Source organism: Algoriphagus sanaruensis (assembly GCF_001593605.1).
In the GTDB taxonomy this organism is placed as follows: Bacteria; Bacteroidota; Bacteroidia; order Cytophagales; family Cyclobacteriaceae; genus Algoriphagus; species Algoriphagus sanaruensis.
On record NZ_CP012836.1, the window covers coordinates 2,917,015 to 2,939,881 of the forward strand.

At 40.9% G+C, this 22,867-nt stretch carries 17 protein-coding genes and 1 pseudogene; 11 read left to right on the plus strand and 7 right to left on the minus strand.

Annotation, left to right across the window (positions count from 1 at the left end):
• Positions 1 to 75 precede the first annotated feature (75 nt).
• Positions 76 to 822, plus strand: a complete 747-nt coding sequence (locus AO498_RS12830) for a polyprenol monophosphomannose synthase (protein ID WP_067548333.1) — start codon at positions 76 to 78, stop codon at positions 820 to 822.
• Here the strand turns inward: AO498_RS12830 and AO498_RS12835 are convergent.
• Positions 806 to 2,023, minus strand: a complete 1,218-nt coding sequence (locus tag AO498_RS12835) for an ABC transporter permease (RefSeq protein WP_067548335.1) — start codon at positions 2,021 to 2,023, stop codon at positions 806 to 808. The two genes, AO498_RS12830 and AO498_RS12835, sit on opposite strands and share 17 nt — an antisense overlap.
• A 43-nt stretch (positions 2,024 to 2,066) precedes the next feature.
• Here AO498_RS12835 and AO498_RS12840 point away from each other — a divergent pair, with 43 nt between their 5' ends.
• The 7 genes from AO498_RS12840 (at position 2,067) to AO498_RS12870 (ending at position 9,235) form a co-directional block, all read left to right on the plus strand.
• Positions 2,067 to 3,245 carry an exo-beta-N-acetylmuramidase NamZ family protein gene (locus AO498_RS12840; protein WP_067548338.1) on the plus strand — a complete coding sequence of 393 codons (1,179 nt, stop codon included), beginning with the start codon at positions 2,067 to 2,069 and terminating at the stop codon, positions 3,243 to 3,245.
• A 56-nt stretch (positions 3,246 to 3,301) separates the two neighbouring features.
• Positions 3,302 to 4,246 carry a methionyl-tRNA formyltransferase gene (gene fmt / locus AO498_RS12845; RefSeq protein ID WP_067548341.1) on the plus strand — a complete coding sequence of 315 codons (945 nt, stop codon included), beginning with the start codon at positions 3,302 to 3,304 and terminating at the stop codon, positions 4,244 to 4,246.
• Positions 4,247 to 4,367: 121 nt separating this feature from the next.
• The gene (locus AO498_RS12850; RefSeq protein WP_067548344.1) at positions 4,368 to 5,213 is read left to right on the plus strand and encodes a DUF4412 domain-containing protein; all 846 of its coding nucleotides are present in this window, start codon (positions 4,368 to 4,370) and stop codon (positions 5,211 to 5,213) included.
• A gap of 81 nt (positions 5,214 to 5,294) precedes the next feature.
• Entirely contained in the window at positions 5,295 to 5,789 is a 495-nt protein-coding gene (locus AO498_RS12855; protein ID WP_067548347.1) for a dihydrofolate reductase, read from the plus strand.
• A gap of 4 nt (positions 5,790 to 5,793) precedes the next feature.
• A complete protein-coding gene (locus AO498_RS12860; protein WP_067548350.1) occupies positions 5,794 to 6,579 on the plus strand; it encodes an SDR family oxidoreductase in 786 nt (261 codons plus the stop codon).
• A gap of 13 nt (positions 6,580 to 6,592) precedes the next feature.
• Positions 6,593 to 7,849, plus strand: a complete 1,257-nt coding sequence (locus AO498_RS12865; RefSeq protein ID WP_067548353.1) for a competence/damage-inducible protein A — start codon at positions 6,593 to 6,595, stop codon at positions 7,847 to 7,849.
• Between the two features lie 87 nt (positions 7,850 to 7,936).
• Positions 7,937 to 9,235: a dihydrolipoamide acetyltransferase family protein gene (locus AO498_RS12870; RefSeq protein ID WP_067548356.1), complete on the plus strand. Its 1,299-nt coding sequence runs from the start codon at positions 7,937 to 7,939 to the stop codon at positions 9,233 to 9,235.
• A 30-nt stretch (positions 9,236 to 9,265) separates the two neighbouring features.
• On the opposite strand, the gene AO498_RS12875 is transcribed toward AO498_RS12870, so the two are convergent.
• From AO498_RS12875 to AO498_RS12895, 5 genes are all read right to left on the minus strand, one after another.
• Positions 9,266 to 12,130: a PAS domain-containing hybrid sensor histidine kinase/response regulator gene (locus AO498_RS12875; RefSeq protein ID WP_192842560.1), complete on the minus strand. Its 2,865-nt coding sequence runs from the start codon at positions 12,128 to 12,130 to the stop codon at positions 9,266 to 9,268.
• 2 nt (positions 12,131 to 12,132) lie between these two features.
• Positions 12,133 to 13,131: a cache domain-containing protein gene (locus tag AO498_RS12880; RefSeq protein ID WP_067548363.1), complete on the minus strand. Its 999-nt coding sequence runs from the start codon at positions 13,129 to 13,131 to the stop codon at positions 12,133 to 12,135.
• A 26-nt stretch (positions 13,132 to 13,157) separates the two neighbouring features.
• On the minus strand, positions 13,158 to 13,397 hold the full coding sequence (locus AO498_RS12885; protein ID WP_067548366.1) for a hypothetical protein: 240 nt from the start codon (positions 13,395 to 13,397) through the stop codon (positions 13,158 to 13,160).
• Positions 13,394 to 13,813 carry an OsmC family protein gene (locus AO498_RS12890; protein WP_236778599.1) on the minus strand — a complete coding sequence of 140 codons (420 nt, stop codon included), beginning with the start codon at positions 13,811 to 13,813 and terminating at the stop codon, positions 13,394 to 13,396. The genes AO498_RS12885 and AO498_RS12890 overlap by 4 nt, the downstream gene beginning before the upstream one ends.
• 231 nt (positions 13,814 to 14,044) lie before the next feature.
• Positions 14,045 to 17,422: a methylmalonyl-CoA mutase family protein gene (locus AO498_RS12895; RefSeq protein WP_067548369.1), complete on the minus strand. Its 3,378-nt coding sequence runs from the start codon at positions 17,420 to 17,422 to the stop codon at positions 14,045 to 14,047.
• 252 nt (positions 17,423 to 17,674) lie between these two features.
• On the opposite strand from AO498_RS12895, the pseudogene AO498_RS12900 reads away from it, so the two are divergent.
• Positions 17,675 to 19,021 (plus strand): annotated as a pseudogene (locus AO498_RS12900) (sugar porter family MFS transporter); the annotation flags it as partial.
• The gene (locus AO498_RS12905) at positions 19,014 to 19,892 is read left to right on the plus strand and encodes a carbohydrate kinase family protein (protein ID WP_067548375.1); all 879 of its coding nucleotides are present in this window, start codon (positions 19,014 to 19,016) and stop codon (positions 19,890 to 19,892) included. The pseudogene AO498_RS12900 and the gene AO498_RS12905, both read left to right, overlap by 8 nt.
• Here the strand turns inward: AO498_RS12905 and AO498_RS12910 are convergent, their stop codons facing one another.
• The gene (locus AO498_RS12910; protein ID WP_067548378.1) at positions 19,893 to 20,360 is read right to left on the minus strand and encodes a SixA phosphatase family protein; all 468 of its coding nucleotides are present in this window, start codon (positions 20,358 to 20,360) and stop codon (positions 19,893 to 19,895) included. It abuts the gene before it with no gap.
• A 151-nt stretch (positions 20,361 to 20,511) separates the two neighbouring features.
• Here AO498_RS12910 and topA point away from each other — a divergent pair, with 151 nt between their 5' ends.
• A complete protein-coding gene (gene topA / locus AO498_RS12915) occupies positions 20,512 to 22,839 on the plus strand; it encodes a type I DNA topoisomerase (protein ID WP_067548381.1) in 2,328 nt (775 codons plus the stop codon).
• The last annotated feature ends 28 nt before the right edge of the window (positions 22,840 to 22,867 follow it).

Genomic DNA, 22,867 nt, shown 5'->3' on the forward strand with positions numbered 1-22,867 from the left:
AGGTTTAAGCTTTTTTCACCCAGACCATTCTTCAAAAATCCGCCTTAACTCTTACTTTTGATAACCGAAAGCACTATGGATCATCGTAAACTTGTCATCATTCCCACCTACAATGAGCTGGAAAATATCAGCGACATGGTAGTGACAGTGATGAATCTCCCTGGAAATTTTGACCTTTTAATTATTGATGACGGTTCACCGGACGGGACGGCTGAAATCGTAAAATCAGCGCAAAAAGAATTTTCCACAAGACTTCATCTGCTAGAAAGAAAGGGGAAGTTGGGACTTGGAACAGCTTATATCACAGGATTCAAATGGGCTTTAGAAAAAGGGTACGATTACATTTTTGAAATGGATTGTGATTTTTCCCATGATCCTAAAGATTTGATCCGACTTTATAACGCAATTAAAGACCGATCATTTGACTTAGCAATTGGCTCACGCTATATCACAGGGGTGAATGTGGTCAATTGGCCAATCGGAAGAGTATTGATGTCTTATTTTGCGAGCGTTTACGTCAAGTATATCACCGGTCTGCCGATCAAAGATGCCACAGCTGGATTTAAATGCTACCACCGAAGTGTCTTGGAAGGAATCGCATTGGATAAAATCAAATTTATTGGATATGCCTTCCAAATCGAAATGAAGTTTACCGCATGGAAACTTGGATTTAAACTAATAGAGGTTCCAATCATCTTTACTGACCGTACCAGGGGTCAATCTAAAATGAGCCCCAAAATTTTCAAAGAGGCCGTATTGGGAGTAATCTGGATGAAGATTAAAAGTATCTTTTCACCCTATCGCCTTAATCAAATCGGATAGATTTGATTGGATCTACTTTGGAAATCACCAATACGGGAATCCAGAGAACCAAAGCTGTTAAGCCTGAAATCCCCAAATTCAGAAAGATAAAAACTGGCCAGTTCCAATCTATAGGAACAAATTCCATGTAATAATTTGCCGGATCTAGAGGAACCAATTTAAATCGATCTTGAAGGAATCCGATCCCCAGTCCAAGGAGATTTCCAATGAGTAGCCCCTTTCCCAAAATTTGAATTCCATTCCAGAAAAAAATCCTTCGAATCAGCGCATTTTTTGCTCCCAAGGCCTTGAATAACCCGATCATTTGGGTGCGCTCCATGATAAGAATGAATAATATCGCCCCCATGTTGAATATGGCAACAAACCCAATCAAGGATATAAATACCACCACATTGGTATCCAAAAGTGACAGCCAATCGAAAATCTCTAAATAACGATCTCGGATATCAATAAGCTTGAGATCAAAGTCTAGCATTTGATCCAATTCTTCAAATCGAAGGTCAGCTTCACTTGGATCACTCAGATAAACCTCCAGGCCTCCAACTTGATCTTTTTTCCAGCCATTCAAATTCCGGATGGTTTGAAGTTCGCCAAGAACAATTTGCTCATCAAAATTTTCCAAGTAGGTTTCAAAAATTCCTACTACCTCTACTCTGCGGAACCTAGGTGGATCTTGAACAAAATACAGAGTCACTCGGTCTCCCACTTCAAGAAGAAGTTTATCTGCTACCAGCTTGCTGAGCATGATCTCATTACTCACTCCAGAATCAGGTATATGGAGTAGCCTTCCCGAAACCAAGTATTTTTTAAAAGAAAGGGAGTCAAAATCTGCCCCTAATCCCTTCATCAAAATCCCTTCAACTTCTTCGTCGCCTTTCAACAAAGCCGTTTTGTGAGCAAAGGACTGAGTTTTTCCAATGTAGTTTTGTGATGCAAGACGTTCCTTCAACTCCTCACTAAGCGTAAAAGGCGCCTCCTCATAGGCATTGCTCATTTGAAATTTCTGAACTTGAAAATGTCCAGTAAATCCATAAACCCGGTCAGATACGGATTTTTGAAATCCTCCTAAAACCATAAACGAGAGGATAGCAACAGCGAGCCCAATGGCAAGACTACCTACAGCAATTTTATGGATTGTGCTCGAGAAGCCCCCGGATTGCTTAAAACTGATTCTTTTGGCAATGAAATAGGAAAGGTTCAAGGGACTCGGTTAAATTTGTTGATCACTACTCCCGCAAAATAGCATGAAGCAAGCGAAAAATTCACTTCTCATTAGTTTTTTGGCCATTTTCATTTTGGCTCTTTGTCCTCTCACAGCTCTGTCCCAACTCCCCCGAGTAGGTGCTGAAAGGGCTGAGCTTTACCTTCCGCTTCTTCAAGGAAAACGTATCGGACTCGTCGGAAATCAAACTTCCATCCTTCCTCAATCCAACAATAAACATGTCGTTGATTTTCTATTAGAAAATGGGATTCAAGTCAAGAAAGTTTTTGTCCCAGAACATGGCTTCCGAGGAACGGCCGATGCAGGAGAAAAAGTAGACAATAGTATGGATACCAAAACAGGCCTTCCAATTGTCTCGCTTTATGGAAACAACAAAAAGCCCTCTGCCGAGCAAATCAAGGATTTAGATATCGTCATTTTTGACCTTCAGGATGTAGGAACTCGCTTTTTCACCTATATCAGCACCATGCACTACGTCATGGAAGCTTGTGCCGAACAAGGTAAAAAGGTGATCATCTTTGACCGACCTAATCCCAATGGAGGCTATATCGATGGCCCAATGCTTAAGCCTGGATTTGAATCTTTTGTGGGGATGCACAATATTCCCATCGTACATGGGCTGACCGTGGGAGAATTGGCTAAAATGATCAATGGTGAAAAATGGCTCAAAGGAGGACAAACTGTTGATTTAGAAGTGATCCCCGTTGAAAATTGGTCACATGACCAATCCTACAACCTTCCTATTAAACCTTCGCCAAACCTCCCAAATGACCTCTCAATTAAGCTTTACCCTAGCACTTGTCTTTTCGAAGGAACAGTGATGTCTTTAGGAAGAGGCACCTATTTTCCATTTCAGGTTTACGGATATCCTGATCCTAAATTTGGAGAATTCACCTTCACCCCAGTCAGCATTGATGGAATGTCCAAAACTCCACCACATCAAAATCAACTTTGCTTTGGACGTGATTTGAGAGGCGAATCCATGAATCATCAGTTTACGCTTAGCTATTTGCTCGAAGCTTACCATAAATCAGAAATGAAAGAAAAATTCTTCAATAACTACTTCAATACCTTAGTAGGAACAGATGAATTGAAAAAGCAGATTTTAGCTGGAGAAAGCGAAGCTAGCATCCGCGAAAGCTGGAAGGCGGGACATGAAGTATATAAAGAAAAAAGAGAGAAGTATTTGATTTATAAATGATTGAATCCTCTAAATAAATTATAGAAAGTAAATCTGGGATTAATATCCATCCAAGAATGTCGAATAAAGAAGTGAAGTCTAAAGAGGAATTACGAATCATCTATATGGGTACTCCGGAGTTTGCAGTACCCGCACTAGAAAAACTGGTTGAAGCGGGCTGGAATGTAGTCGGTGTCATCACCGCGCCGGATAAACCCCAAGGTCGGGGACAAAAATTGGTAGGTTCTCCAGTAAAAGAAGCTGCCGAGCGACTTGGACTCCATATCCTCCAACCCACTAACCTCAAAAATCCGGAATTTCAGCAAGAGCTAAGAGACTTGAAGGCAGATCTTCAGATCGTGGTAGCTTTCAGAATGCTTCCCGAATCAGTTTGGAATATGCCTCCACTTGGCACTTTCAACCTTCACGCTTCCCTCCTTCCAGATTATCGAGGAGCCGCCCCGATCAATTGGGCGATTATCAATGGAGAAACCGAAACCGGAGTTACTACCTTTTTTCTAAAGCATGAGATAGACACAGGGAGTATTATTTTTCAGGAGAAAGTTGCCATTCTTCCAGAAGACGACTTAGGCTCGGTCTATGAAAAATTAATGAATATCGGTTCGGATTTAGTGCTTCGAACGGTTGAGGCAATTGCAAAAGACGAAGTGGCACCTTTACCTCAGGATGAAAGTAAAGCCCTCCATCATGCGCCGAAGATTTTTAAAGAAACCTGCAAGATTGATTTTTCACATTCCGCTGAATCAATCCACAACCTTATTCGTGGACTTTCGCCCTATCCTGCCGCTTGGATGGAATTCCAAGGAAAAACCTGTAAAGTTTTTAAGTCAAAGGTAAACTCCGAACCACTTTTGAATAAGGAAGTCGGACAATGGGAAAGTGATGGAAAGTCTTTCTTACGATTTCAATGTGGAGAAGGAAGTTTGGAAATTATCGAACTCCAATTGGAAGGCAAAAAGCGAATGAAAATTGATGAATTACTCCGAGGGCTTAAACTTTAAGCCCTTTTTTTTTAAAATAAAAAGGTAGAAAATCAGACACTTAGCATAATCTTTTCTATTCAGAATGTTTACTATCCACCTCATTTTTCACAAATTGAGGAGACTTTTAACCTCTATTGTTATGAAAAAAACAGTTTTAACGGGATTGATTTTAATCGCTTTTGCAATCAATCAAACCTCCCAAGCACAGCTTTTGAAAAAGATTCAAAATGCAGCTCAAAACGCTGCCCAAAATGCAGTAACTCCAAAAAACAATTCATCAAGCGAAAATCCTCTTTCAGGCATGTTGGATGGAATGTTTCAACCCGCAAAGACAGCTTCTTCTTATTCATTTGAAGGATTTATGGTGATGCAGGTAATTTCTACCGATAAGAAAGGGAAATCCGAAGATCCTGCCCAAATCAAATACCTCATGACCAAAGATCCCCAACTTATGGCCATGCAGTTTGAGGACCCAAAATCAAAAGGAACTGCAACCACGACAATTATGGATACCCAAAACCAAGCTGTGGTTATTTTAATGGAAGAGGATGGGAATAAATCCAGCATAGCCATGAAAATGGACTTTGACAAAATGCAGGACCAAGTGGATCAGGAAGTCGAAACTCAAGTAGCAGACAATTCCTACACGTTAACCAAAACAGGAAAAACCAAAACAATATTGGGATATACCTGTGAAGAGTATCTAATCACCACCGAAGATGGAAAAGGAATCTATTGGGTAACTGAAAAACCTATTTCAGGTATTTCTATGTTTTCTCCTCAATCCAATCCCATGGTTTCAAATAAAACTATGGACAGATATCAATCCATGTTTTCAAATGCTCCGGAAGGTACTTTTATGGAAATGACTTTTACCGACAATGATGGATCGGTAACCCATATGGAAGTGATTCAACTGGAGCCAAATCAACCTAGAACAATTCAAATGTCCAACTATCCCAACCTAATGGCAGGAGGAAGATAATCAACCGAGGAGGCAGAAATTGCCTCCTTTTTCATTTTTTGTCTCAAAGTCTGGTAAATTCAGGGCAAACTTTAGAGACCCGTGAAAATCATTCTCATTGCTGCCGTTGCCAAAAATCGAGTGATTGGCAAAGACAACCAACTGATCTGGAGCTTATCCGCTGATCTCAAACGCTTTAAAAATCTCACCACTGGTCATCATATTTTGATGGGCCGAAAAACCTTTGAATCGCTGGGAAGGCTTCTACCCAATCGAACTCATTTGGTGATTTCAAAATCCCCTGAACTTCAACTTCCAGAAGGCCATTTTAAGTTTTCGGCTTTGGAAGAAGCAATTATTTTTTGCAATAAAATCGGGGTAGAAAAACTTTTTGTAATCGGAGGTGGACAGGTTTATCGAGAATCCATTGACCTATGCGATGAACTTGAAATCACCGAAGTAGAAGCAAATCCTGAAGGAGATACATTCTTTCCGGAAATCAACTTGGACATTTGGAAAGAAACTCATCGAGAGAGTTTCCCTCAAGATGAAAAAAATGAATTCGCCTACTCCTTTGTGAACTATAAAAAAAAATAAGGAAATGAATCACCCCGTCATTTGGATTACAGGTGCATCGTCTGGAATTGGTGAAGCTGCAGCTCGAAAATTTTCGGCTGAAGGTTATGCTCTCGTAATTTCATCTCGAAATGAAAAAGAACTCAACCGAGTGGCTGAATCCTGTACAAATCCAGATTTGGTCAGAGTTCTTCCTTTGGACCTTTCCGATTCTGACAGTATGGAATCTAAGGTTAAAGATGCAATTGGCTTTTTCGGGAAAATTGACATCATGCTTCACAATGGAGGAATCAGTCAACGATCTCTCATCCAGGAAACTCAGCTTGAGGTGGATCGCAAACTCATGGAGGTCAATTATTTCGGAACAGTTGCTCTGACAAAAGCCCTCCTACCGCATTTTATCACCCGCAAAACTGGGCAATTTGCAGTTATCACCTCTTTGGTTGGGAAGTTTGCTTCGCCTTATCGATCCTCTTACGCAGCTTCAAAACATGCTTTGCATGGATTCTTTGACACGCTAAGAGCGGAACATCACCGAGACCATATTTTGGTTACAATGATTTGCCCTGGATTTATCCGCACACAAGTTTCTATCAATGCGCTCACAGGAGATGGAAAGCCTCTAGGCCAAATGGACGATGCACAAGCAAAAGGAATGAGTCCTGAAGCCTGTGCTGAAGAAATCTTCCAAGCCATCGTTCGGAAAAAACAAGAGGTTTATATCGGAGGAAAAGAAACCTATGCGGTTTATTTGAAGCGATTTTTCCCTAGCCTATTTTCCAAAATACTTACCAAAGCAAACGTCAGATAATCTATCACTCTTCATGCAACTTGTAAAAGCTGAAATAATTGCCATAGGAGATGAATTGCTCTATGGGCAAATCATGGATACCAATTCGCATTGGATTAGTCAAGAACTAGACCTCCTGGGAGTAAAAGTGGTTCGGAAAACGACCGTAGGTGATAATAGAACCGATATTCTTGCTGCCTTTTCAGAAGCTGAAAAACGTGCAGATATTATTTTGATCACGGGAGGATTGGGACCAACTCAAGACGACTTGACCAAGCCGCTTCTGGCAGAGTATTTTGGATGTGAGATTATCGAGTTTCCAGAAGCTGTAGAGGCAGTCACCTCATTTTTCAGACGAAGAGGAAGGGAAATGACTCAGCTGAATATTCTTCAAGGTCACCTTCCCTCCTGTTGCACCTATATTCCAAATGAAGTGGGAACAGCCCCGGGGATGTGGTTTGAAAAAAATGGCACTTATTGGATGTCCATGCCTGGAGTCCCTCATGAAATGAAAAAACTCATGAAGGATTTTGTACTTCCGGAGTTGCCTAAGCGATTTGACCTTCCCATCATTTATCACAAAGTGATTAAAACGGTTGGGATTGGAGAAAGCTGGTTGGCGGATTTGATAAAAGATTGGGAAAATGCACTCCCTGAACATATCCGACTCGCTTATTTACCCTCTCTGGGACATGTAAAACTTAGACTTACTGCTTTTGGAAAAGATAAGAATCTGCTTATTGAAGAAGTTCAAACCCAAATTGACGCGGTATTTCCTTTGATCGAAAAATACATTTATGGATATGACGAGGAAACCTTAGAGACTGCGATAGGCAAACTTTTGAAGAACGCTGGGAAAACTTTAGCTTTAGCCGAAAGTTGCTCGGGTGGTTATATTTCTCATCTAGTGACGAGCATTCCGGGAAGCTCTACTTATTTTCAAGGCGCTGTGATTCCATATCACAATCAATTCAAATCAGCTATTCTGAATGTTTCCTCAGAAACACTTCAGTCTCATGGAGCAGTTAGCGAAGAGACCGCAACAGAAATGGCGATCGGTGTCCGTAAACTATTCGGATCGGATTTCGGATTGGCAAGTACGGGAATTGCGGGACCTGATGGAGGAAGTGAAGAAAAACCAGTAGGCACGGTGTGGATTGCCTGCGCGGGTGAAGGATTTGTAGAAACACGCAAACTTCAACTTACTCAGGAACGATTGATCAACATTCAGTTGACTGGCGTTTCTGTTTTGAATCTTTTGAGAATTTGCTTTAACGAAAAAGACAAATAAAATTTTACCATAATGGTTTGGGTAGGTATTCAATAAAATTTAATTTTAAAACTTGAATATAAACCCAATTTAATTACCAGAATCGATATGGCAAGTGTAGAAATGCTGATGCCCAAAATGGGCGAAAGTATCATAGAAGGCACCATCCTTACCTGGCTAAAAAAAGAAGGTGACACTATTGAGCAGGACGAGTCTGTCCTAGAAGTAGCCACCGACAAAGTAGACACAGAGGTTCCCGCCACCCACGGCGGAGTTCTTAAGAAAATTCTAGCCAAAGAGGGTGATGTAGTAGCTGTAGGGGCCCCTATCGCGATCATTGAAATTGAAGGTGAAGGATCCACTTCAGTGGCACCTAAAGTAGAAACTGAGTCAAGTCCCAAAGAGGAATTGATTGCACTTGCACCTGCTAATACCCAAGCGATTTTAGAAGTAGGATCCATGGATGAAATGAGCTCCGAAGACGGAAGATTTTATTCTCCCCTGGTGAAAAGTATCGCAAAAGAAGAAGGAATTTCCTCCACTGAACTTTCTAAAATCCCAGGTACTGGCAAAGAAGGTCGGGTCACCAAGCAGGACATGTTGGATTATTTGAAAAATCGAACCGAAGCACCTTCCATTTCACCAAGCAAATCACCGTCAATTACTGAGCAGCCGAAAGTTCAAGCAAGCATGGCAGCTTCAGATGAGATCATCGAAATGGATCGAATGCGCAAAATCATTGCGCAGCGTATGGTTGAATCCAAAAGAATATCTGCACATGTTACCTCTTTTGTAGAGGCAGATATGACCAATATTGTGCTTTGGAGAGAAAAGCATAAAGAAGAATATCGAAAAAAATATGGTGAAGGAATCACCTTTACACCATTTTTCATTAATGCTGTTGCGAAAGCAATTCGTGATTTTCCAATGATTAATATTTCGGTAGAGGGCGATAAAATCATCAAGAAAAAGGACATCAATATCGGGATGGCAGCAGCACTTCCTTCTGGAAACCTGATCGTTCCAGTGATTAAGAATGCTGATCAACTGAATTTGGTGGGGATTTCTAAAAAAGTAAATGATCTCGCAGCACGAGCTAGAGCCAATAAGCTGACGGCTGATGAAGTAACCGGAGGAACCTATACGGTATCAAATGTAGGTTCATTTGGAAACGTCATGGGCACACCGATCATTCCTCAGCCTCAGGTTGCGATTCTTGCAGTTGGTGCCATCGTAAAAAAACCTGCCGTAATTGAGACGCCTACTGGAGATGTCATTGCGATTAGACACAAAATGTTTCTCTCTCACTCCTATGACCACCGGGTAGTTGATGGAGCTTTGGGAGGCATGTTTGTTCGAAAAGTCGCTGATTATCTGGAAGCCTTCGATATCAATACCTCCTTATAAAACCAAAAACCGGATTTTCGTCCGGTTTTTTTATGCACTGATATTTCCTTCTTCTCGAAGTTTGAGGTAATAAAACTCTAATTTCTCGGCGATGATGACTAATCGAATCGGCTTGGTAATGTAGTCATCCATTCCAGCAGCTCGAGCACGCAATTGGTCATCTTCAAAGACATTTGCAGAAAGACCAATGATCACCAGATTTTTATTCTTGGGATTTTCACGGATTTTCTTGGTGGCCTCCAATCCATTCATCAATGGCATCTGCACATCCATAAGCACCACATCATAGGATTTGGCGTCTACCATTTCCAAAGCTTCCAATCCGTTTTTAGCAACATCAAACTGAAATCCCAATTGCTCAAACATCATTCGCATTAATTGAAGATTGAGTTCATTGTCTTCTACCAAAAGAATTTTCAATGGGAAAATCGTCCCCATTTCTTTCATCTCTTTCCAGGTGATTTTTTTCTTCTCAATGGATTCTTTGGGAGCAACTTCCTTTTTCACCCAAATCGAGAAACTAAATACAGAACCTTTTCCTACTTCGCTTTGGATTTCAAACTCCCCTCCCATTAAGTCAACCATTCTTTTAGCTATTGCTAAGCCCAAACCAGTTCCTTGAAAGGATCTGGAATTTGAGCTTTCCACTTGAAAAAATGGCTCAGTAAGCTTTTCAATATTTTCAGAGGCAATCCCAATTCCCGAATCTTTAATTCGATAAATCAATTGGCACATTTCATCCTCAATTCCTTCTACCTCCAAAATTGCCTCAACCTTCCCATGATCAGGAGTAAATTTGATTGCATTGCTGAGTAGATTGAGAATTATTTGGTTGATTTTATCCCGATCCGATTGGACGAAAAGTTCGCTGGTTTCTTTGGATGCATTGACTTTTACTTCAATGTCTTTCTTCTTCGCGAGAGCATGTAATATTTCAACTTGAGACTGAAGTTCTAGGCTTGGATTGAACAATTCATTTTGAATCTCTACCGATCCCGACTCAATTTTAGAATAATCCAAAATATCTCGGATTATCGCCAATAATGAACTTCCTGAATTTTTGATTATATCCACATACTGCTTTTGAATGGGATTCATTGGAGTGTTTTCCAAGAGATCAATAATCCCCAAAAGTCCATTCATAGGAGTCCGGATTTCATGACTCATGTTGGCCAAAAATTGAGATTTTGCCCTACTCGCTTGATCAGCAGCTTCCATAGCCTCCACTAAACCCTTTTCCCATATTTTTTGGGAAGTGATGTCTTTCGAAATTGACATCATCTGATTTTCATCCAAGGGGAAAAATCGAACCTCAAAATGTCTCGGTGAGCCTGAATTATTTTTCCAAAATACCGTCGAAGTTTGAATTTTACCTGTCTTTCTGGCCTTTTGAAAGTTTTCCCAAAGCTCCTTCCCTTGATCTATATCTACAAGTTCCTGAAGATTTTTACCCAATGACAAACGGATCATATCTCTGGATTCGTCTGGTCCCTGGAGACTCAAATCCAATATTTCACCATCGTTAGAATAAATAATGATACTATCCGGAATGCTCTTTATCAGGTTTCGAAGACTGACTTCATTGGCTAGGATTTTTTGTTGGGACAAATATTGAGAAGTAATATCTGTTGCAATCCCCAAAGCCCCTTGAAGCCTTCCCTCCAGATACATCAATTTTACAAAAACCCTTAATCTGATTTTTAAAGCTTGATTTTTCTCGAAGTCAAATTCAAGATTCACATGTTGCTTTTGATCCTTGATCGCAGCTTCCATTTTTCCTTTAATCTGACTTAAGGAAGACTGATGTGACTTACTCGAAAATGTTTGGATGAATTGATCAATTGAAAGTCCGGTAATCGATTCGAACTCTTCGCTTACATGGGACACTTTAAACGCAGAGTCAATAAAAAACACAAACCCACGAAGTTCTTTCAACAACAAGTTTTGCTGATCAAATAGACCCGAAATCTTTTGGAGATTGGATTCGATTTCCTTTTTGGAATTAATGTTATTGAATAAGGAAACCAGAAAAAAGACAACAGTTAGTCCCAGTAAGATGACAATACCCACAAAGAAGAAAATATAAGTGGAGTAAATCCCTGACGTCAAGCTTTCTGTCGGAATCAAAAAAATCAAAGAAGAGCGCCCCCTTACCAAATCAAACGATAAGGGATATTGCACCAAAACGCCTTGAACCTGTGGACCATTAAGCTCTTTCCAGCTGACTTGATAAGTGCCCTTTAAGCCAATCTCCACATCATTGACAATTCTTTGAAAGTCAGATTCATCAAGCTCAATTGTTCCAACTCCTCCCGGATTCAAATCTTGTAATTCAGCATGAGAGATCAGAAACTTTTTACCTCCCGGGTTGAGATAAAAATTTGAAACGAATTCCTTGGTAAAGACTTGAATATTGAGTGAAAAAATCAATTGAACCTCAGATTTTTCTTCTGCTATAAAATATTGATCAGGACGCAAGTCTTCTCTAAAATTGATCGATGAAGTCTCCGCTATGAAATCATTTCTCGGAGTCATGGAAAATGAAACCGTTTCCTCTCCTACTTTAACCCATAGTGTATCAATGAGTTGAGGAAACATATTGAATAAACGTCTTGAACTCTGATTTAAGGATTGATCAAATCCCTCTTGGTTGGTTTTCAGACTATTCAAATACGAAAAATAAGATTGGACCTCTGTTTGAAATCTCTCCAATTCTACCTCTAGTCCCCTTGAAGCAAGTGCTGTCTGTTGCGTTAAAAATTCTTGTCTCGAATCAATCTGGGCCCGATAAATGGCAAAGAAAAAACTGATCCCTAATCCCAAAACAGAAACAACCAAACCTATACCAAGGGAGGTCAGCAGTTTTAAGTTGGGACGAGTACTTTTCTTAGCCATCATTAATATTTGGGAACAATTTCAATTAAGAACCAATCAATGCTTTGAAATGGCCTACAATAAGCCTTTATCAGTGAGTTTTCTTTTTTGAAAAAAAACTCATCCTTATTATTCATCAAAAAATCCTTAGCCATTGTCCTCACCTCTTCACTTTTACTGTTGAATAGATTAAAATCCGACACCCGAAAATTAACTGAACGGACCGTTTCCCGATAGACATGATTCTTGAGAGGAGGCATACTAATCGCTTCAATTGCTCCTGATTTTCCTGCGACGATATCTCCTTTTCTATTGACTAATAAATATTGCCCATCATATTTTTCTAAGTAGGCGTTAATGATATCATCTACCGTAAAATCGACTCCCAATACCGCAAAAAGAGAGTCTTTTTCATAAATCGGATGAACCAAAGACAAAATCCAGCCTTTGCCTGCAGGATCTATATAGGCATCTGGGATCCAAACCAAACCTTTGCTTGGATTGTGGATCCGATCTGCTTCATAGAAAAAATTGAATTGGGTTACATCTATGGTAGGATCGACAATATTTTTAGCATCATAAGAAGGAAAAACCCGACTTACCTGATTGGATGAATTGGAATAAATCTGAGTAACTAGCTTATTCTTACTATAAAATTTTCTGAACTCCTCATCCAGAAAATTGGTCATAACCACCTCTTCCTGAGCTTTCTTTAAATCAGGGGTAGTAGTCAAAATAATCAAACTACTAAAGATGGTATCCTCCATCCTTTGATTTATCGAAAAAGGCCCATCGAAGACATATCGGTTAGGATCGGAATGGCTTAAAAGGGAATCCCTGTTATTAATTCGCATTTCGTAGATATGCGCTAGGGTATCCATCGCCATACTCATTACCTCTCCTTGACGCTCCATCTCCAGAATCAATTCATCCAATAAATCCAAGGAAGATTGCCTATCCTCTGTTTGAGATTGACAGGATGATAAAAGGACACCTAAAACGAAAATCAAAACATATCTCATCGCCTCGGAAAGATAACTTTTGGAAGTTAAAGAATATCTAGTTGGGCTCGAAAAGATTTACCCATCTCATCAAACCGCCCTTTTACTTCTTGAAAAAAATCTCCTTCGAAGAACACTTCCAAATCCGCCTCGTCCAATACATCCATTTCACTCAGCTTGAATGTCTGCTCCATCGGGCCAAGTTCATATTTGATGATATACTTATTGTTCCAAGAGAAAATACTCACCCGAATTTCCTCTCGAACCATTTCCTTTACGACTCTCATTCTGGCCTTCTAACTTCCGAATTGAAGGTAATATTGGACTTTAGGGAAGAGGCCACAGAGCAGTATTTCTCTACGGATAGCGCCACTACTTTTGAAAATTCTTCCTCCGTAGCATTAGGAGAAACCAAAACGAATTTCAGCTCGATATCAGTATAAAAGGCAGGTACTCCATCATTTCGGATACCCTCTACCTCCACAAAAAAATCCACAATCTCTCTTCGCTTTTTCTTCATCATCAACACCGCATCCACAGACGCACACCCTCCAAGTGCAGAAAGCAGCAAATCCATCGGAGATTGCGCATGCTTATGCTCGGGATCATACATATCGATATTGACCAGATTTCCCTGCGGATTACGGGACTCATATTCCAAATCTGCCTTCATGCGGACAGTGACATTACGTTTGTTTGCCATTTGTATTGACGATTTTTGAATTACGATTTACAACATTTTTGATGTCGGAATTTTGATTTCGGATTTCGGATTTTTTAAAACCGAAACTTTTACTCCAAGATTAAGCACAGACAATATTTTTTTTAGGAAAAACCTATTTCAAATTACGAGAGACTTGTAATTCAATATTTCCGAAATCATATATCCGAATTCCGACACCTCACACCTTCTGTCTCCCCTCTTCCAGCTAGATTACATATTCCTTCTATACTGCCCACCAACCTCATATAAGGCATTGGTGATTTGACCTAAGGAACAATATTTAGCTGCCTCCATAAGTCTTTCGAAAACATTTTCATTACGGATCGCAGCCTTTTGCAAAGACATCAGTTGATCTTTTTCTAAACCTGCGTAAGCTAAATGAAGGTTCCTCAAGGTTGTGATTTGTGCCTCTTTTTCCTCAATGGTAGCGCGAATGACTTCACCTGGAGTGACTGTCGGAGAACCTTCACTCGATAAGAAAGTATTCACCCCGATGATCGGATACTCACCGGTATGTTTGAGCATTTCATAGTGCAAGCTTTCCTCCTGAATTTTGCCACGCTGATACATGGTCTCCATCGCTCCTAAGACACCTCCTCGTTCCGTGATTCGGTCAAATTCCACATACACGGCTTCTTCTACCAAGTCAGTCAACTCTTCGATAATAAAGGATCCTTGAAGTGGATTTTCGTTTTTCGCTAATCCCAATTCTTTATTGATAATCAACTGGATAGCCATTGCCCGACGAACTGAAGCTTCAGTCGGAGTAGTGATCGCCTCATCATACGCATTGGTGTGAAGCGAATTACAGTTGTCGTATATCGCATACAAAGCTTGGAGTGTCGTTCGGATATCATTAAAGTCGATTTCCTGGGCATGCAGAGATCGACCAGAAGTCTGGATATGGTACTTGAGCATCTGAGATCGCTCATTTCCATTGTACTTCAGCTTCATAGCTTTCGCCCAAATTCTTCTCGCCACTCGGCCAATGACCGAATACTCAGGATCGATGCCATTGGAGAAGAAAAAGGAAAGATTTGGCGCAAAGTCGTTGATGTTCATTCCTCGACTCACATAATATTCCACGTAAGTGAATCCATTTGAAAGTGTCAATGCCAACTGTGTGATCGGATTTGCACCAGCCTCAGCAATATGATATCCGGAAATGGAAACAGAATAGAAGTTTCTGACTTTGTTATCGATAAAATACTGTTGCACATCGCCCATCAAACGAAGTGAAAATTCTGTCGAGAAAATACAGGTGTTTTGTGCCTGATCCTCTTTGAGAATATCGGCCTGCACAGTTCCTCTTACTTTAGAAATCGTGTCGGATTTGATTTTTTCATATATCTCTTTTGGGAGTACTTGATCTCCTGTCACACCCAAAAGCATTAAGCCTAAACCATCGTTTCCTTCAGGTATCGGAGCATTGTATCGAGGTCTTGGAAGTCCTTTTTCTTGATAAATCGTTTCAATCTTGGCGTCCACCTCAGCTTCCAATCCATTGGCTTTGATGTACACTTCACATTGCTGGTCAATAGCTGCATTCATGAAAAAAGCAGTCATCGTAGCCGCAGGTCCATTGATCGTCATCGAAACGGATGTCATCGGATCGACAAGGTTGAATCCTGAATACAACTTCTTGGCATCGTCCAAGCAACAGACATTGACTCCAGAATTACCGATTTTGCCATAGATATCAGGACGATAATCTGGGTCTTCGCCATACAAAGTAACCGAGTCAAAAGCCGTGGAAAGTCGCTTTGCAGGCATGGACTTGGACACATAATGGAAGCGCTTGTTTGTTCGCTCAGGTCCACCCTCTCCTGCAAACATTCGGGTGGGATCTTCCCCTTCCCGCTTGAATGGAAATACACCGGAAGTGTATGGAAACTGTCCAGGCACATTTTCCCTCAAGCCCCATTTGAGCAATTCTCCCCAAGCCTCATACTTAGGAAGAGCTACTTTTGGAATTCGCGAATTAGCCAAAGAAGTGGTATACGTCTTGACTTTAAGTTCTTTGTCTCGGACTTTAAACACATAAAAATCATCCGAATAGCGAGCTGCCTCAGCAGGCCATTCTTCGAGCCACTTTTTGTTTTTTGGATCTAAATTGAGTTCTACTTGGGAATAAACTTCCTGTAGTTCTTTGATGAGACGATCCTTGTCATCAACCTTGGTCGATTGAATTGCCTCAATAGACTTTTGGATAGAATAGAGTTGCTGGGCAATTTCCTTTTGCTCCTCTACCCATTTATCATAGTTGCGGTTGATCTCGGTAATCTCGCTTAGATAACGTGTACGAGCAGGCGGGATAATGTAGATTTTTTCAGAAGTACCGGCGGTGAGTTCAAAAGAACTCTCCAAACCAGCGAATTTCTCATTGACTTTTCCAATGATCGCTCGGTACAGCTGATTCATTCCCGGGTCATTAAACTGAGAAGCTATGGTACCAAACACCGGAATATCCTCATCGGCAATATCCCAGAGATTGTGATTACGCTTGTATTGCTTCTTTACATCTCGGATGGCATCAAGTGCGCCACGTTTGTCGAACTTATTGAGTGCGATTACATCCGCAAAGTCCAACATATCGATCTTTTCCAACTGAGAGGCTGCACCATATTCAGGAGTCATTACATAGAGGGAAATATCTGAATGCTCGATAATCTCCGTGTCAGACTGACCAATCCCGGAAGTTTCCAAAATCACCAGATCAAACCCCGCAGCTTTCACTGTATCTACTGCATCCTGAACGTACTTGGAAAGTGCCAAATTGGATTGACGAGTTGCCAAGGAACGCATAAACACGCGGGGATGATTGATTGAATTCATGCGGATTCGATCACCTAAAAGTGCTCCTCCCGTCTTTCGCTTGGATGGATCTACTGAAATGATTGCGAGGTTTTTGTCCTCAAAGTCAATGATAAATCTTCTAACCAATTCGTCAACGAGGGATGATTTCCCTGCACCGCCAGTTCCGGTGATTCCCAATACAGGGGTCTTACTATTTTGACTAGCCTTTCGGATTTTTTCCAAAAGATTGGCTGATTGCTCAGGGAAGTTTTCAAATGCAGAAATAGCTCGAGCCACGCTGCTCTTTTCACTTTTATTCAAGACCAAATCAGCTGAAACCTGATCTCCAACTGGAAAATCACAAGAAGACACCAAGTCGTTGATCATCCCTTGCAAGCCCATCGCTCGGCCATCATCAGGAGAATAGATTCGGGTAATTCCGTAACCATGCAGTTCTTTGATTTCTTCCGGCAGGATGGTTCCCCCTCCCCCTCCAAAAATCTTGATATGACCCGCACCTTTTTCATGGAGCAAATCATACATATATTTAAAAAACTCCACGTGACCTCCTTGATAGGAAGTGATCGCGATTGCCTGTACGTCTTCTTGAATTGCGCATTCGACAATCTCCTGAACAGATCTATTATGCCCAAGATGAATCACTTCGCAGCCAGTAGCTTGAATGATTCTTCGCATAATATTAATAGCAGCATCGTGACCGTCGAAAAGGGATGCGGCTGTTACGATCCGAATGTGGTTTTTGGGTTTGTAAATCTCAGTTGGTAAAGTCATGACTTTGGGTATGTATTCTCAAAAGGGTACTTAATGAGCACAAAAAGGTTCGCTTCTTGTGCCTGCGAATATAAGGAATTTAGCCTGTGCGGGATTTCCCAATCACGTAAAAACAGAATTTTATTTGGTCATTAAGAAAAAAATTCGGACCGGAAATCGATTGATTTTATGCTCCTTGTTCCCCAGACTTAGTTAAGTATTTTGAAATATAAACCTTCTCCTTAGTTTAGTAATGCATTAGACCCAAACTCATCCATGTCCTCCAAGAATTACGCGTTTTTCGTTTCGATCACAGCCGCACTAGGCGGCTTTTTATTTGGCTTTGATACTGCGGTAATTTCCGGAGCAGAACGAGATATCCAAGAAATCTGGAAATTGAGTGATTGGACCCATGGTTTGGCAATTGCTTCGGCACTTTATGGAACCGTTATTGGGGCTCTATTTGGTGGAATTCCAGCTGATCGATTCGGAAGAAAGAAAAGTTTACTTTGGATTGGTTTATTCTATTTCGTTTCAGCGCTTGGTTCAGGATTAGCATGGGATGTTACCTCCTTTACATTTTTCAGATTCTTAGGTGGCTTAGGTGTGGGAGCCTCTTCTGTAGTGGCCCCAATGTACATTTCCGAAATTGCGCCCGCTAAAAATCGTGGTCTTTTGGTCGCACTCTATCAATTCAACATTGTATTTGGTATTGTCATGGCTTATGTGTCCAACTACCTAATTGGAACTGCCGATATGCCGGAGGACTGGAGATGGATGCTGGGTGTAGAGGCGTTACCTGCATTGATTTACAGTGTCATGATTTTCAGTATTCCTGAAAGCCCTCGCTGGTTAATCGCAAAATTCAACGATCAACAAAAGGCAAGAGAAATCCTCACCCGAACAGATCCAGATGGAGTCGATGAAGCCATCCGGTTGGCGATCGAAGAAGAAAAAAGCATCAAACAAAAATCAGGTTTTGGAGCTTTGTTCAGTCCTAGATTTTTCTCAAGCACTATGCTGGCAGTTATGATTGCATTTTTTAATCAGGTATCTGGAATCAACGCTATTATCTATTTCGCTCCTCGAATCTTTGAAATGGCTGGTATTTCTACAGAAAACGCCTTGATTTCAACGATTGGAATAGGGTTGACCAATCTGATAGCCACCTTCTTGGGACTTTATTTGATTGATCGATTGGGTCGAAAAAAACTGATGTATATCGGGTCGTTTGGATACATTATATCCTTGACCCTAATGGCTTATAATTTCCTGGGGCCTGGAATCCCTGCATTTTGGCTTCCCATTTTTGTTTTTGGCTTCATCGCTTCTCATGCCGTAGGCCAAGGGTCAGTGATCTGGGTTTTCATTGCTGAGATGTTCCCCAATGAACTTCGTGCCTCGGGCCAATCGTTGGGTTCGTTTACCCATTGGATTTTGGCAGCTTTGATTGCTAACGTATTTCCTTTCTTTGCCAATAATTTCGGCCCAGGCTATATTTTCGCCTTTTTCTGCGCGATGATGATCCTGCAATTAATCTGGGTCATGTTCAAAATGCCGGAAACCAAAGGCCGATCTTTGGAAGAAATTCAACAAGACTTACATAAAAACCATGCGTGATCACGTCGTAATATTTGGAGAAATGCTTTGGGATTGCCTTCCTACTGGCCCTGTGGCTGGAGGAGCGCCTATGAATGTAGCCCTCAATCTACATCAATTAGGTCTCAATTCGAGGTTGATTTCTGCAGTGGGTGCCGATGAAGACGGCGAAAAACTAATTGCATTCCTCCAAGAATTCAATCTTCCATTAGACTTGATTCAGACCAATACTGATCATGAGACCTCAAAAGTCCTAGTGGACACCTCTGATCCTGAAAACATAAAATACACCATTGTCTCACCTGTGGCATGGGATTACATCCATTGGAATAAGGAATTAGATCAAGCTGTGGAAGAGGCGGATGCTTTTGTTTTTGGCACATTAGGAGTGAGAAATCAGGAAAGTTTAAAAACCTTGATCCAACTTCTCCACCACCCTACATTACGGATTTTTGATGCTAATCTTCGCCCTCCTTTCTACGATTTCGAGATCATTGAAACTTTACTCGGCTTTGCAGATATTCTAAAAATCAATGAAGATGAATTAGAAGTTTTTGCAGATTATTTCGGAACAGAACCCACCATAGAAAGTCTTTGTGCTCACTTGGATCAGCATTTCCCGATGGAGATCATCTGCATTACTCGAGGTGCAAAAGGTGCTGTCATCTATCAGAAAGGAAAAATCATAGAGCATCCTGGATATAAAGTTGCCTTTCAAGATTCCATCGGGGCTGGAGATGCATTTTTGAGCGGATTTATAAAAACTTATCTCGAGGAAAAATCGCCTGAGGAAATCCTTGATTTCGCCTGCAAACTAGGAGGATTTGTAGCTACTCAAAAAGGAGGAACACCAAAATACACCTTGGAGAAGGTGCTTGATACGGTGAAGTAATCAATGTAAAATTTCTACCAAAGAACCTGTGCCATGACCTACCATGGCCCAGTCTGAGACGTGCAATTCTAAAATAGCCATCATTCCTGGTTGAAGTCCTACATAGTCCCCATCGGAAATATGAGACACCAACAGACTAATAGTTGGATTATGTCCGACCAAAAGACAGGTTTCTACTGCATTTGAAGTCTTTTCCAGAAGGTGAATTAAAGATTCCAAGTGTCCATCATAGATCTCCATGGAATATTTTTGGTCATGGATTTCCAAAAAATCACCCATGATTTGGGCTGTTTCTCGAGTTCGAGTAGCAGGTGAACAATACATAAAATCAACAGAAATGTTTTTTTCTGAGATTACTTTACCTAATTGTTCAAGGGCTGATTTCCCTTTTTGAGTTAGTTGACGCTGAAAATCCAATCCATTTGAAAAACCGGCTTCACCATGCCTTAAAACAATCAACTTTTTCATTTGGTCATTATTAGGTTAAAAACTGATGCAAATTGATCAAAAATCTATCCAAAGTTAACAATCTGATTTTTTTATTATTTGGAGGAGAAAATAACGCCCTCTATTTTTAGCCTCACAAAAACGGCACTATCGCTCGTAAAACGTTTTTTTTATGTCAAAAAATCTAGTCATCGTCGAATCACCCGCCAAGGCAAAGACCATCGAAGGGTATTTGGGAAAAGATTACAAAGTAGTATCCAGCTATGGACACGTGAGGGATTTACCCAAAGGTGATAAAGCGATCGACATTAAAAACCGATTCAAACCGACTTACGAAGTCACCCCAGATAAAAAAGAAGTCATCAAAAACTTGAAATCTCTGGCTAAAGATGCCGAGACAGTTTATCTGGCAAGTGACGATGACCGAGAAGGAGAAGCTATTTCATGGCATTTGAAAGAGGTTTTAAAGCTCAATGATGAAAATACCAAGCGAATTGTATTTCGAGAAATCACCAAAAATGCAATTACAAGAGCCATTGAAAACCCACGAGGAATTGACTATGACTTGGTAAATGCTCAACAAGCCCGAAGAATTTTAGACAGGTTGGTGGGCTTTGAGCTTTCTCCTATTCTCTGGAAAAAAATCAAAACCGGACTTTCAGCAGGCAGAGTTCAATCTGTAGCCGTTCGCCTAATCGTGGAGAGAGAACGAGAAATTGAAGCTCACAAATCGAAATCTTCATATAGAATTACGGCCTTATTTGAAGCAGATGGTAAATCGTTTCAGGCCGAACTACCAAAGAAATTCGAAACCAAAGCAGAAGCAGAAGAATTCTTAAAATCCTGTCTTCAGGCTACTTTTTCGGTTGGGAATTTGGAGAAAAAGCCGGTTAAAAAAACACCAGCACCTCCTTTCACAACCTCAACCTTACAACAAGAGGCTTCGCGTAAACTATACTTTTCCGTAGCCCAGACCATGTCGGTAGCTCAAAAGCTTTACGAAGCTGGGAAAATCACCTACATGCGTACGGACAGCACCAATTTATCTCAGGATGCGTTGGCCGCTGCTAAAAATGCCATTGAAAACTCTTACGGTGCTCAATACCATAAATCAAGACAGTTTTCAACGAAGAACGAAAGTGCTCAGGAAGCTCACGAGGCGATCCGACCTACGGATTTTTCGGTTAGTCAAATCAGCGCTGATCGAAATGAGCAACGCTTGTATGAACTGATTTGGAAACGGGCAATCGCTTCCCAAATGGCAGATGCCGAACTCGAACGCACCATTGTTACCATTCAGATTTCCAATAATACCCAGCATCTCACTGCAACCGGAGAAATCATCCGATTTGAAGGATTTTTGAAAGTCTATTTGGAAGACACCGACGATGAGCCAGAAGAGGAGGAAGATGGAAGTAAATCATTATTACCTCCACTTCAACTGAACCAATCGCTCCACCTCAAAGAAATGAAAGGTAGAGAAACATTCAGCCGTCCTGCGCCAAGATATACCGAAGCTTCATTGGTCAAAAAACTAGAAGAATTGGGAATTGGTCGTCCGTCCACCTATGCACCTACTATTTCCACGATTCAGAAACGGGAATATGTCGTAAAAGAAGCTCGTGAAGGCACCCAAAGATCTTACATCGAGATGGTGATCAATGGAGGTCAATTCAAAGAAACCACCAAGACCGAAACGACTGGTGCAGAGAAAAACAAGCTTTTCCCTACCAACATGGCCATGGTGGTAAATGACTTCTTAGTGGAGCATTTTCCCAATGTCATCGACTTTAATTTCACTGCCAAAGTAGAAAAGGAGTTTGACGAGATTGCAGCTGGTGGACAGGACTGGCAGGATATGATTGATGGATTCTATGGAAAATTCCATCATAGTGTCGAGGAAACGGAACAGGTTTCCCGTCAAGACGTCAATACCAGCCGGCTAATTGGTCAACATCCTGAATCTGGTCGAAACGTATATGCACGACTGGGAAGATTTGGCCCGCTAGTTCAAATCGGTGAAAATGAGGATGAAGACAAGCAATTCGCCAGTTTGAAAAAAGGCCAATTCATCGAAAATGTCTCCATGGAAGATGCTTTGGAATTATTCAAACTTCCACGAGAGGTTGGATACTTCGAAGACAAAAAAATGACTGCTGCAATTGGTCGATTTGGTCCTTACATCCGACATGACAATGCTTTCTATTCCTTACAAAAAGGCCAAGACCCATTATCCATTACCGAAGAAGAAGGCATTCAGCTGATTCTAGCCAAACGAGAAGCCGATGCCAATAAACACATCAAATCATTTGAGGAAAACGCTGAAATTCAGATTCTAAATGGTCGATGGGGCCCTTATATCAAGTTTGGAAAAAACAACTTTAAAATTCCAAAAGGAAAAGTTGCCGAGGAACTCACCTATGCCGAAACTATTGAGATTATAGAATCTCAACCGGATGCCGGAAAGAAAAAAGGCAAGTTTCCAGCAAAGAAGAAATAACAAAAAAGGGCTTTCAGATCGAAAGCCC